The sequence below is a fragment of the Nocardia sp. CY15 genome, from assembly GCF_009829295.1.
Lineage (GTDB): Bacteria > Actinomycetota > Actinomycetes > Mycobacteriales > Mycobacteriaceae > Nocardia > Nocardia sputi.
This window is the reverse complement of sequence record NZ_VUOT01000004.1, coordinates 344774-355905: the sequence shown is the minus strand read 5'-3', so window position 1 is coordinate 355905 and position 11132 is coordinate 344774. Positions and strand designations below refer to the sequence as shown.

Annotated in this window: 13 protein-coding genes and 1 pseudogene; 6 read left to right on the top strand and 8 right to left on the bottom strand. The window is 64.1% G+C overall.

All coding sequences use genetic code 11. The features are described 5' to 3' along the window. Together GVY39_RS09400 and GVY39_RS09395 are read left to right on the top strand one after the other, a co-directional pair. Positions 1-719 (top strand): annotated as a pseudogene (locus GVY39_RS09400) (hypothetical protein); the annotation flags it as partial. A 279-nt stretch (positions 720-998) separates the two neighbouring features. Next, positions 999-1277, top strand: a complete 279-nt coding sequence (locus GVY39_RS09395) for a hypothetical protein (protein WP_159922156.1) — start codon at positions 999-1001, stop codon at positions 1275-1277. Positions 1278-1580: 303 nt separating this feature from the next. Here GVY39_RS09395 and GVY39_RS09390 read toward each other — a convergent pair whose 3' ends face one another. After that, positions 1581-1982 carry an AraC family ligand binding domain-containing protein gene (locus GVY39_RS09390; protein WP_159922157.1) on the bottom strand — a complete coding sequence of 134 codons (402 nt, stop codon included), beginning with the start codon at positions 1980-1982 and terminating at the stop codon, positions 1581-1583. Between the two features lie 615 nt (positions 1983-2597). Beyond that, entirely contained in the window at positions 2598-3908 is a 1311-nt protein-coding gene (locus GVY39_RS09385; RefSeq protein WP_159922158.1) for a transposase, read from the bottom strand. Between the two features lie 269 nt (positions 3909-4177). Between GVY39_RS09385 and GVY39_RS09380 the strand changes: the two genes are divergently transcribed. Then, positions 4178-5140: a site-specific integrase gene (locus tag GVY39_RS09380; protein WP_159922159.1), complete on the top strand. Its 963-nt coding sequence runs from the start codon at positions 4178-4180 to the stop codon at positions 5138-5140. A 22-nt stretch (positions 5141-5162) separates the two neighbouring features. On the opposite strand, the gene GVY39_RS33855 is transcribed toward GVY39_RS09380, so the two are convergent. The 3 genes from GVY39_RS33855 to GVY39_RS09375 form a co-directional block, all read right to left on the bottom strand. Next, on the bottom strand, positions 5163-5333 hold the full coding sequence (locus GVY39_RS33855; protein ID WP_195072436.1) for a hypothetical protein: 171 nt from the start codon (positions 5331-5333) through the stop codon (positions 5163-5165). A 310-nt stretch (positions 5334-5643) separates the two neighbouring features. Beyond that, on the bottom strand, positions 5644-5766 hold the full coding sequence (locus GVY39_RS34960) for a hypothetical protein (RefSeq protein WP_255466136.1): 123 nt from the start codon (positions 5764-5766) through the stop codon (positions 5644-5646). 361 nt (positions 5767-6127) lie between these two features. Next, entirely contained in the window at positions 6128-6856 is a 729-nt protein-coding gene (locus GVY39_RS09375) for an AAA family ATPase (protein WP_159922160.1), read from the bottom strand. Here GVY39_RS09375 and GVY39_RS09370 point away from each other — a divergent pair. Then, positions 6843-7265, top strand: a complete 423-nt coding sequence (locus tag GVY39_RS09370; RefSeq protein ID WP_159922161.1) for a Mu transposase C-terminal domain-containing protein — start codon at positions 6843-6845, stop codon at positions 7263-7265. The genes GVY39_RS09375 and GVY39_RS09370 overlap by 14 nt on opposite strands. Before the next feature lie 42 nt (positions 7266-7307). Here GVY39_RS09370 and GVY39_RS35230 read toward each other — a convergent pair whose 3' ends face one another. The 3 genes from GVY39_RS35230 to GVY39_RS09355 form a co-directional block, all read right to left on the bottom strand. Next, entirely contained in the window at positions 7308-7685 is a 378-nt protein-coding gene (locus GVY39_RS35230) for an Imm1 family immunity protein (protein WP_370523782.1), read from the bottom strand. 172 nt (positions 7686-7857) lie between these two features. Beyond that, positions 7858-8379 (bottom strand): hypothetical protein, encoded by a 522-nt coding sequence (locus tag GVY39_RS09360; RefSeq protein ID WP_159922163.1) that lies wholly within the window; start codon positions 8377-8379, stop codon positions 7858-7860. A gap of 1021 nt (positions 8380-9400) precedes the next feature. Beyond that, positions 9401-9739, bottom strand: a complete 339-nt coding sequence (locus GVY39_RS09355) for an ankyrin repeat domain-containing protein (protein ID WP_159922164.1) — start codon at positions 9737-9739, stop codon at positions 9401-9403. A 282-nt stretch (positions 9740-10021) separates the two neighbouring features. Between GVY39_RS09355 and GVY39_RS09350 the strand changes: the two genes are divergently transcribed. Beyond that, positions 10022-10756 (top strand): recombinase family protein, encoded by a 735-nt coding sequence (locus tag GVY39_RS09350; RefSeq protein WP_236565341.1) that lies wholly within the window; start codon positions 10022-10024, stop codon positions 10754-10756. A gap of 99 nt (positions 10757-10855) precedes the next feature. Next, positions 10856-11035, top strand: a complete 180-nt coding sequence (locus tag GVY39_RS09345; RefSeq protein ID WP_159922165.1) for a hypothetical protein — start codon at positions 10856-10858, stop codon at positions 11033-11035. The last annotated feature ends 97 nt before the right edge of the window (positions 11036-11132 follow it).

Here is an 11132-nt window from a genome sequence, read left to right as displayed (position 1 = left end):
CCCGCGGCGGCCAACTCGTCGGCACGGCGCAGCTTCCGCACGATCTCTTCGGCGGAATGCCGCTTACGTCCAGCCATGGTTCTCAGTGTCCCTTCCAGCCCCTCACCAGGGCCAACGGAACTCTAGTTCCAGGCGGTCTCATTCACCGGGGACAGGCCAACAGGTGCACCGCGATTGTGCTGGCCGAGATGAAGGAGCAAACGAACCACAACTCAAACGAGGTAGCAGCACTGCGAGAGGGAATCATCTCTGCGCCGCAGGATCAGAAGAACGAGTTCATCCGCGGCAGCAGGGATCTGCTCAACCGCTTCGAGCAGCTCGAACAGCAATGCAAGCAGAATCCCGACTTTGAGAAGGTGCGGCCATTCGGCAAGACCGCCGAACTCGCCGCTAAGTGGATTGAAGAGCATGTGCCCCCTCACGACACCGGCGAGATCCGCCAGAACGGCATGGCGTTTGGCACCAAGCGGGTATACGCCCTGATGTCCGCCGTGATGCACGGCTACAAGTGGGTCAACGACTATCTCTACCACGGCGATTTGTTCGCGCTCCTCGCCGACAGCTTCGCCACCGCGGTGAACCTGACCGAGTGCGGCATTGCCCTATACGAGGCTCAGGCGCAGGACCGTTCGGGCACGCCAACCCGGGAAAGACGGTATCCGGCACGGCTGGAGCCCACGGTGATCGAATGGTCGAAGATGTACCCGCCAGCCACCTAGTGGCGCTATCCCGAAGGGGTTGGCACTACATGGGCTGGCTGGCCGCCAATCGCGGACGCGCGACGCCCTGCGCTCCTGTCCCGGCCGCGACCGTGCTGTCGACAGACACCTACCTGACCGCCGCGGTCGACTAACGCGGATCGTATGGCGGCACAGTCAATCACCTTCATCGACACCGAAACGGTATGCCGTAATGCCGCGTGCGCCGTTGTGCGATTGGCTGTTGAGACCCCCAGGCGAAGCCGGTCCGGGATGTTGGTATACGGCCATAGGAGACAGATGAAAGTTCAGGTCCGAAAGCTCGCGCAGTGGTTCGAACCAGAACGCTGGCCGGTGCTTGAGTGTCCCGTATGCGGCACGGGGACGCTGAGCGCAAAAAAGGACGCGATCACGGCGATCGGCAATCGCGCTACGTCGACCTGGCAGGAGTGGGGCGGGCCCGACGATATCGAGGGCATCTTCTTCGGGCATCTGACCTGCAACAATCACAGCTGCGGTGACAATGTCGCGACTAGTTCCTTAATGCCCGTGCCGACGAAGCAGCAGCAGGCAGCGTGACAACCTCGGCACACTCACCTTCGGTACCGGGCACACCTGCCTGAGCTCACTCAGGAACTACGGATCAGAAGGTTAGGAGCCCAGCCGGCAGCGTCAGACTGACGCGAACGGCACCTCAACCTGACGCTCACCACGTCGGCTCCAGGTGCGGTGTTGGCCTGTACCCCAAACACGCACTTCGATGGACATCCCGTCGCTTTTCGGCTGCCGTATGAGGTGAAGGAGCTGCCCTGCCGCAGAGTTAGACCCTCGTCAGCGTCTGAGCTTCGACGCCTTTCGGATCTCCCAGCGACAGCTGCTCAGCTATGCTGGTGCATCCGAGTTCAGGTCCAACGCGGGCACGTCGACGAGCAATAGTCGAGCGTTCTCAGCTGTGTAGTCATACGGTTTTCCTCGTGGTATGAGGATTACATCGTCGGTCTGCGCGACGAATTTCTGACCGTCGACCTCGAAGTTCACCGGACCGTGCAGAACGAAGTAGAGCCGTGTATTGACGCTGCTGCGGACTCGTCCATGAGAACCGGTCACGGTGACGATGTCTGCGCTGACTTCGGCGTTGTCCTCGCCCGTAGTGAGAGCAAGACCGCCGATAGTCGGGGACCGAGTCCACGGTATGGCGTCGGCCGACCGGAAGAAATAGGTTTGCTTGTCGCTCGCTTCAGCGGGGTTCGGCGTGTCGTGCCCGCAGCCGGGCACAGCGATCATCACGACTGCTGCGCCGAGAGCACCTGCGTACCTGCGGAATCCAAGTCGCCCTGTCCTTCTCTGAAGTACCACAGATAGACCTCCTATACCGATGGCAGGCAATCACACCACATGCTCTCGGAGTCACCCGACAGCCCGACCGGAATTGAGGGATCCCGGTCCCCCTGCTTCAGCGCGGCGCCCATTCCCACCCGAAACGACCCCGGCTCCCTCCCTCATGGCTGGGGCCGGGGTCGCTTCTGATCTGCGGTTTGCCGCACCCAGGATGTGAGGACCGGATCGGCAATTACATTCGATCACGAGTTCCGTTGAGCAACAATAATTTTGATCGATTTTGACCAACAACCTCATGTCGGTCTCTGCTCGCCCGTGTATTGCGGCAGTCCAAAGCGGACTTCGGAGACTATGCGCGGTAGCCGCTCTCACTCTGTGGTAGGCATCAGCAACGTCAGTCGAGGTCGCACTGCCGCCGGATTCCGTCGCGATGTTCCTCGGCCCCCAGCCCCCCGGCGGCAACTTCCCGGGGGGTCGCACATCCCAAGCCGATTAGCGGCGATCCCGGCTGCCCAACCCGCCGCTAATCTCCCCGGGTCGAGGTTGATGCTCCTATTTGTGTCAAGCTGCGGTGAGCCATGTTCGGTAGCGTTGGGCGAGTTCGTAGTCGGGGTAGGTGCCGAGTTCGGTGCGGGCGAGCTTGCTGATGTAGGTGTCCATCGCGGCTGCGGCGGCGGTGAGGGTGATGTTCTTGGCTTGGCGTGCGGGCCGGAGGTCGTCGAGGTCGGGGGCGGCCAGGCCGCGGGTGAGGGATTTGAAGATCTCGCGCGCGATCGCGCGTTTGAGGATGCGCCGGATCTCGGCGTCGTTGCGGCCTTTGGCGCGTTGGGTGCGGACGAATTCGCGGGTGCGGGCATGGGAGGACATCCGGACCAGCGCGATGGTGTGCAGGGCGCGGTTGGCCTGTCTGTCGCCGCCGCGGGAGAGCCGGTAGCGGGTGGTTTTGCCCGAGGACGCTGGGACCGGTGCGGTGCCGCACAAGGCGGCGAAGGAAGCTTCGCTGCGTAGCCGGTCGGGGTTGGCGCCAGCGGTGATCAGTAGTTGCGCAGCGCTGTTGGGGCCGACCCCGTGTAGCGAGAGAAGATGCGGATTGGCGGTTTTGACCAGGTCACGAATCTGTTCTTGCAGGTTCTGAGCCTCAGTGGTGAGGAACCGGTGACGCCGCGCCAGGGTTTTCAACGCGCTGAGCACCGCACGTGCGATCGGATCGGTCTTGTCGGGCCGACAGGATGCCAGCGCGGTGATCAGCGCTTTGTCGGTCAGCTTGCGGTATTTCTCTCGGATATTCACCGGGGCGGTGACGAGCATGTGATGGATCTGGTTCATCGCCGCGGTGGTGGCTTTCACCGCTGAGCGGCGGGCGTTGTTCAACGCGCGCAGCGCCTCGACGTGCTCGGTTTTCGGTGTCGCGCTCGCGCGCCCGGACACCACCGCGCGTGCGGTGGCTTTCACCGCTGAGCGGCGGGCGTTGTTCAACGCGCGCAGCGCCTCGACGTGCTCGGTTTTCGGTGTCGCGCTCGCGCGCCCGGACACCACCGCGCGTGCGGCTTGATAGGCGTCGATCGGATCGGACTTGCCGCGCATACGCCGCACCGACCGCTCCGGTCGGATGACTTCGCGGACCTCGATCCCCGCGGCGAGGACCGCGCGGGTGATCCCGGCCCCGTAGGAACTGGTGCCTTCGATCCCGGCCACTTCCACCGTGCCGAACGAGGCCAGAAATTCCAGCGCGGCCCGGTAACCGGTTGTGGTGGTGGGAAATTCCTCATCGCCGAGCTCACGCCCGACACCGTCAACGACCGCGACATGAATGGTGTCGGCGTGAGTATCGACTCCCGCCACGAGGTTGGCGACCGGACCGGTCACTGCCATGCTTGTTACCGCCTTCCCGTATCGACTTCGGTGGGTCGACGCCGGTCGGGCGAGCAGACAGGACATTGATGAGGCTTGACCAGGCTCTTATTAAGTCATGTCCGCCCGGCCGGCGCGCGGGACCCTGACCGCCGGTCAGACCAAGTGATGGTCAACCCAGCAGGGCGACAGTCGGTGCCAGAGACACGACGATCAAGATCTTTTCCATCATCAGTGTCGGTGCCTGCTGCGATGCTGCTCTACAACGAGTTTCGGCATGGAGGACGGCGGTGAACGACAACAGCCACGACATGCCGGGATTGTTCTCGATCGAGATCGCCGCCGACCCGATGCTGGCCGGATTCACCGCCGCCCTGGCCGACCGCGACGACCTCGCCACCCGTTCGCGGGAGACCTACCTCGAACGGGTCGGGCACTTCCTGGCCTGGCTGGCCGACAACCGCGGCCACGACGACGCCCTGCACTCTCACACCGGCCGCGACCGCGCCGTCGACGCCTACCTGACCGCGGCGGTCGAAGAACGCGGCGTCGTCGCGCGCACCGTCAATCTCACCCTCACCGCGCTCACCGTCTTCTACCAATGGCTCGGCCTGGGCGCCCCAGCCACACCGCGGGTGGTGGTGGAGCCGATCAACCCCCGCACCCTCGGCCCCGCCGAGCAGCGCGCCTTGCTGCGCGCGGCGGCGGCGCGCGGGCCGCGCGCGTTCGCGATGATCGTCTTGGGCCTGGATGCCGGGCCGCGGAAGTCCGAGATCGCCGCGCTCGCGTTGACCGGCCTTGATCTGGCCGACTGGCCCGGGGCACTGGCAATCACCGACTCCAGCGGCGGTACGCGGACCGTGCCGCTGCAGCCGGGTACCCGCGCCGCGCTGGTCGCCTGGCTGGCCGAACGCCGACGCCTGCTACGCGGCCACCCCGAACAGATCGCGCTGTTCCTCACCGAGCAGGCCCCGCACCGGCGGCTGGCAGTGCGCACCGTCGACGACGCCATCCGCGCCGTCGGCGCCGACGCCGGCCTCGACATCTCCCCCGGCACGCTGCGCACCACCGCCGAACAACGCATGCTGCGCGAAGGCCTACCGCCCGCAGTCGTCGCCGCGCGGCTCGGGCAGCAAGCACCCGACCGCGACCGCGTCCGCGCGCTGCTCGGCGGAACCGCGACGCGACCGCGTCACCGCCTCGCGCTCACCGACAGTGAGCAGCTCGATCTGTTCGGCGACATCGCGATGTAGAACGCGGGGACCGAACCGGGCGCTACGCCTGCGGTGCGGGCACCAGCGAGTCGATGCGGACGCTGAACGGGTAGCGGCCAGGCGCGTCCAGGACGGACTCGACGATCGCGTGGGTGTCGTCTTCGAGCTCCAGGACCTGGAACACCGACACGCCGTTCGCGACCAAGAGCACTCTGTCACCGACCTGAACCATGCCGGTGAGCCTATCTCGCCAGACCGACCGGTACGTGTCATTATCGAACCTATGTTCCCCTGGGTTCTGATCGTTGTGGCCTGTTCTGCGCAGGGCTTTGTGTGGAGGACGGTGTCCTGGTCGCGGTGAGTGGTCGGTCAGTGGAGCATGGCTCGCGTGGTTGCGCCCCCTGGCTACGCTGGTGAATTCCGACGTCGATCATCGGTGAACTTTCGACATCGGTTCACAGGGTCTGTGATCGGTAATGTCGGCGGAAAGCGACGTCGCGGACTCCAGCGTGTGACCTTCTGAGATTGACGGCCTGAAATCTTCAGCGATGGTTGGCCTGTCGTGCGAGGTCGCGGTAGTGGGCGAGCGTCCGGCGGTTGATGCCGAAGACTTCGGTGACTCCGGAGACGGTGGTTCCCGGCTGGTCGAGGAAGTGCAGCGCCATCGCACTTTGGTTCGGGACAGCGGGGGCGGACGGCGCTTCCGAGGGCGTTCGGGGCGGATTGTCGTGTCGAGGTGCACGGCTCGCTGGACGGATTTGAGGCTGGGAGGTGCGGGCCCGCCGACCTGGTGAGCGGCGAGGAGTTCACGGTGGACCGCGGAAGCGTTGCCGGCGAGGTGGTGCACTCGGTCTCGCAGATCTTCGTCGAATCGGAACCGGGCCCGCTCCCTCAGCGGGTATGGACTACGGCTGCGGGCAAGCCATCGCCAGAAGGTCCGCTCGCTCACCGAGCATTCAACGGCCAGGCGCCGGACGTGATCGGTGGTGAGCTCGCCGGCGCTGGCGACTCGCGCGAGTTCCCGTCTCACCCGGTCACGGAGTTGATGTCAAGGATGCGTTCGATCTGGGCGACGAGGCGGCTGGTGAGCCGGAAGTTGCCGCTGGTGATGCGGGTGATTGCGGCGACGGCTTCGGCCGTGGTGAAGTCGTCGGTGTCGCCGAGGGCGAGGTGTGGCCAGTGTTTGGCCAGGACGAATGCTTGTTCTTCGGCCGATAGTGGCTGGTAGTGGTGGACGAATCCGACGCGGCTGTACAGCTGCGGGTAGCCGGTCAGCCGCTTCTCGATGCCGGGCATGCCGATCAAGATCAGTCCGAGGCTGCTGCGGCCGTAGTGGTCGCGGAGTTGTTCCAGCGCAGGCATTTTCAGTCGATCAGCCTCGTCCACGATCAGCAACTCGGTGAAGCCGTCGCTGCCGTGGGGGAGGTTGTGGGCGCGAGAGTCATCCCATCCGATGCTGCGCAGCAGCGCCAAGCGCTGGGCCATGTTGCGCAGATCGGTGTCTATGTTGCAGGCGGTAGCGCCGACCACCGGGGCGTAGAACAGGCTGTGCCAGTTGTCGCGATCGCTGCCTTGGGCGTAGTTGACGTGCCAGTTCCACAGCCGCGGCTCGATGAAGTCCCAGGTCGCGTACCGGCGGGCGGAAAGGGTCTTCCCGCCGCCAGGTGGCCCGTAGCACAGTCCGAAATAGCGGTCTCGACGGCAGGCGTCGGCGAACTCGGTGAACCGGCGATGTTCTTTGGTGACCAGGAACATCCGCACCTACAATCTGACCCGGCACAGCGAAATCGGTCAGCCACCCCAGACCAGTTGGGAGAAAGAAGGATTCCTCCCCCGGCTGCCCGAGACCCTTCGGCAGCTGGACCTGCTGCTACTGACCGTCGCCACCCCGCGGACGGTGCACCCGGACGGCATCCACCACCAGTCGCTGCGCTATCTGGATCCAGTGCTCGCCGACTACACCGGTGAGCAGGTCACCGCGCGCTACGACCCGCGTGACCTGGCCGAGATCCGGGTGTTCTACCGCGACCAGTTCCTGTGCCGCGCCATTTGCGCCGACCTGGTCGTTTTCCGAACGTCCACCGAATCTGTCGGCGGCCGAGTGAGCCGCTGCGGCCCGTTGCACCGCACGCACCCTGTCACGCGCGATGCCCGACATCGGTAGGCCGCGTGTACTCGCGCTCCTTCTCCGAGGTGCAGACGACGGCTATTGCCGATTCGCTTCGAGGCGTTCTCCGTTTATCTCGCCGCGGACCCACCGGACACACTCGGGTCGATCACCCGTACCCATCCGACAGAACTCTTCCAAGGCTTGACGAACTCGGGTAACAGGAAGCGCACTTCGCCGGTCAAAGAACAGTGGACAACCTGGATCGGAGAGAACTCGCGGATCGAAGTCGGGAGGTGTGGGATTGTCCGATACCCAGCACCATTGAGACGTCTCGTCACCGGACTTGCCAGCCCGGTCCGGAGACACGTACCAGATAAGCCCACCGTAGCCGGTAGCGCAGTTGACTCCGACGTGCAGGAAGTTATCCGGCCACCAGTCACGAGTCCGGGCAGTATGACGCCCGTCGGCGAACATGAACTCCGCGTTACCGTGCTCGCCGTCGATCCCTGGAGGCGAGATCCGCTGGGGCCGTGTAACCATCATGACAAGTTCCGACATCTGCGGCCACGTCTGCGCGTAGTAGTACGTGGCGCCGATACGCACGTTGAGGATCAAGCTCTGCTCCGGAGTTCTCTCGACTGGATACTCAAGAACAGACCTCGGCTTTCCTCGGCACACGCGCTCGAGCATCGGCACAGCTTGCTAGCGGACATCGTCGAACGTCAGCTCGACCAGGCTGGGACGCCGGCCTGCGACGTAGGCGGTTGCGGGATGGTGCGCGACAAAAGCACGAAGCTCCCGACCTGTCCGGGATCGTCCTGCCCAATTCCGGAATGACCGACCCTGCTGTTGCAGGAAACCGCAGCGTCAGTGACAACTGCCAGATCCCGTCGTCCTCGTCAGGTCCGATCGCCTGCCGGGTGATGCCATAGGTGAACACACCGGCACCGTAGAGGCTGTCGTAGATGCCCCACTGAAAAAGGAGCATGTCACCATCGCTTCCAGCGATGTCGGCAGGGGCTGCATCCTGGAGGCGGTTATCAGCATAGAAACTGGTCATCGCCTCGATCGCCGCCACGGCATCCAAGTCGGCAACAGTGATCTCCCGGCCGTGCAAGTAGCGACCGAAGCCAGCTTCCAAATCGACGATTCGCATCATTTCACCCACAAACTTCACCTCCGATCGGGACTGGCCGAATCTCACTCAACAGGCCGTACCCAGCTTTACAGCGACTCATCATGCCTGGCTCACCAGCAATGAGAGCACACTGACCATGGCGCCCACCGCATGCGAACTCGTCTGATCCGCGTCGGCAGCTCGATTTCGGCGATCACCAGTCTCCGGATCCCGGCCGAGGCGAGAACCCTTCAGGGGGAGATTCGGCGCTGAGAACGCGCGGGATGGCCCCGGGCCAAGTCAGAACTGGCAGGGTGAGAGAAGCCGGGTCAGGAACTTTGTCGACTGCTGGTGAAGTTAGCCGGTACGGCGCCGTCGATGTCAAACGAGCGGTGAAGATTGACGATGCGGCCAACTACCACTGAAGATTCCCGGCCATCTACCGGTGAAGATCACATCCAGTGTCGCACGGGTAGGCGTGTCTGGTTGTCCGCTTCTGCCGACTTGTCGATGGCGGTATCGCCGCTGCAGTCTTCCCTCGATGAGGGGTTCCGGTAGTAACCGCCGAAAAACCAACATATATGGCGTATCTGCTGGTCAGGGTCGGCGTTCGGCTCCCGGGCCCAGGATCGAGGTCAGCTCGCGCATCGCCCGGTGGCACGGCCCGAAACTCACTCGCCGCGACGAGCGGGTACATGGCAAGCGCTCTGGTCCGGATCGAGGCCGTGAAATGAACCGCATCGTCCGCGCCGCCCACGCAGCGGCCTGCGAAGCACACGGGAGAGAGCTAGGAATGGCGTTTGTGTATGTGCTGCTCAATCAGAAGGCGGCGTGGGGAAGAGCACCCTTACGGTGAATCTGGCGGCTGTCACCGCCGAAATAGTCAGTGACCACAGCAGCGGCCCGAGCCATGCCTACATAGCGCCTTGGCCAGCTGTGGCCGCGCCGGTGCATCCTGACGGCGGTTATTGGTGAGATCTGAAATCTGACGCCGTCGACGGGCGTCCGGCGGCTTGGGCGTGTCCGGCGAACGCACGCCATCAGCGGGCTCGGTCACCCAGTGAATCGGTGTTCATGCTCCGAGTTGGCGATTGATGTGGCTTTGGAGCAGCTTGATCGCGAGATCGTGGCGGTAGACAGCCGCCATGTCCATCGGAGTACGCCCGGCAGGGTCGGGCAGGGTGGGATCAGCGCCGAAGGCCAGCAGTACCGCGGTCAGGTGAACGCTCAACGGTTCACCGTTCTGGGCGGCGCCATCGCCCTCGGCATCGATGGCGTGCGTCAGCAGCGTCATGTCAACAAAGACTTCGTCGGGATCACTGCCCTCGGCCAGTAGGCGAGCCAGCCTCGCCACATCGAAGTGCTCGATCGCATGATGTGCCGGAGTCCAGTATCCGTGCTCGTCACTCATCAGAACAGTCAATCCGAAACCACCGCCCTATGCTCGCGCTCGGTTCACGAAAGCACGCTCATGCTGCGCTGGTCCGAACTGGTCACAGTCCGGTGTCAAGCTGAACAGTGACGTCAGATTTCGTGATTCACCGATGCAGCCACCAGCTGGCAGGAATATGTCTCACAAATGATCGTTCACGAGACACTGTCGGCGGCAACGCCTTTGCGCAGTCCGGTTCTGTAAAGGTTGCCGTGTACGCGGCAATGTCAATCTGTCGGGGGTTACCGATACATTCCGTGCATGCGAATCGGCTACGGGCGGGTCTCCACCCGCGATCAGCATCCCGAGGCCCAGCACGACGCGCTTACCGCGGCCGGGTGCGAGCAGATCTTCCTCGACAAGGCCTCCGGCAAGCTCGCCTCCCGTCCCGAACTCGACAAGGCGCTGCTGGTGGCCAACCGGGAAGGCGATCAGCTGGTGGTCACCAAACTCGACCGGCTCGGCCGCTCTCTCGAGCACCTGATCGAGCTGTCGAAAGCCTTGCAGGAGCGGGGCGTAGATCTGGTGGTTCTGGACCAGGGCATCGACACCTCCACCGCTCTGGGGCGGATGTTCTTCCAGATCCTCGGCGCCATCGCCGAATTCGAGCACGCCCTGATGTCCGAACGCACCCGCGACGGCTTGGCCGCCGCGCGCGCCCGTGGACGCACCGGCGGCCAGAAGCCGAAGCTCGGCCCCCGGCAGGTACAGCTGGCCCGGGCGATGTACGACGAACTCGATGAGCGCGGCAAGCGCCGCTACACCGTCGACCAGATCGCCGCCGAATTCGGCGTCACCGCCCCACCATCTACCGAAACCTCGGGAAATCACGCGGGTAGACCTGCTTTGCGGCTCGGACCAGCTTCAGACCGACATCGTCGCACCAGACACCGGCAGCCCACCATCACCGCTGGTCCAGGCAACTCCGTTGTTTTCCGCGCGACTACTACCGGAACCCCTATTGGCAATACATTTTGGGTCATGCGGTGTCACTGAGGCGCTTCGTAGGCTCCGGGTCGTTCCTATTCGGCCTCAGGAGAAGAGAACTCAATGCTTAAGTCTCGGTTGTCAGTACGTGGCTCAATACTCGGTGCGTTGTTCAGTGCTACCGTTCTGATGGGTGGTGGCGCCGCGGGCGCGGACCCGATTCCGCTCGAAGCGCCCGCCGCGGTGCCGGAAGCCGACGTCGTCGTCGGTGGCCCCTGCCTTCCGACCAGTGAATCGGTACTGCCCTGCCTGATCAGCAGCCTGTCGTCGGGAGTTGTTCGACCCTAAACCCCGCGGACCGAAACGCCCGCCCACCCCCGCGCGACGGGCCGCCCGAGATGGAGTCGATGTAGAGCAGATGCGTGAGCTTGTGCCGCATGTTCTT

Coding starts and splice junctions, on each gene's coding strand:
- GVY39_RS09390 (WP_159922157.1), bottom strand. CDS start 1,982: ATGATCGCTGTGCCCGGCTGCGGGCACGACACGCCGAACCCCGCTGAA.
- GVY39_RS09395 (WP_159922156.1), top strand. CDS start 999: ATGAAAGTTCAGGTCCGAAAGCTCGCGCAGTGGTTCGAACCAGAACGC.
- GVY39_RS34960 (WP_255466136.1), bottom strand. CDS start 5,766: ATGGCGCTGCACTTCCTCGACCAGCCGGGAACCACCGTCTCCGGAGTC.
- GVY39_RS35230 (WP_370523782.1), bottom strand. CDS start 7,685: ATGTTCGCCGACGGGCGTCATACTGCCCGGACTCGTGACTGGTGGCCG.
- GVY39_RS09375 (WP_159922160.1), bottom strand. CDS start 6,856: ATGTTCCTGGTCACCAAAGAACATCGCCGGTTCACCGAGTTCGCCGAC.
- GVY39_RS33855 (WP_195072436.1), bottom strand. CDS start 5,333: ATGGTTCAGGTCGGTGACAGAGTGCTCTTGGTCGCGAACGGCGTGTCG.
- GVY39_RS09350 (WP_236565341.1), top strand. CDS start 10,022: ATGCGAATCGGCTACGGGCGGGTCTCCACCCGCGATCAGCATCCCGAG.
- GVY39_RS09355 (WP_159922164.1), bottom strand. CDS start 9,739: ATGAGTGACGAGCACGGATACTGGACTCCGGCACATCATGCGATCGAG.
- GVY39_RS09385 (WP_159922158.1), bottom strand. CDS start 3,908: ATGGCAGTGACCGGTCCGGTCGCCAACCTCGTGGCGGGAGTCGATACT.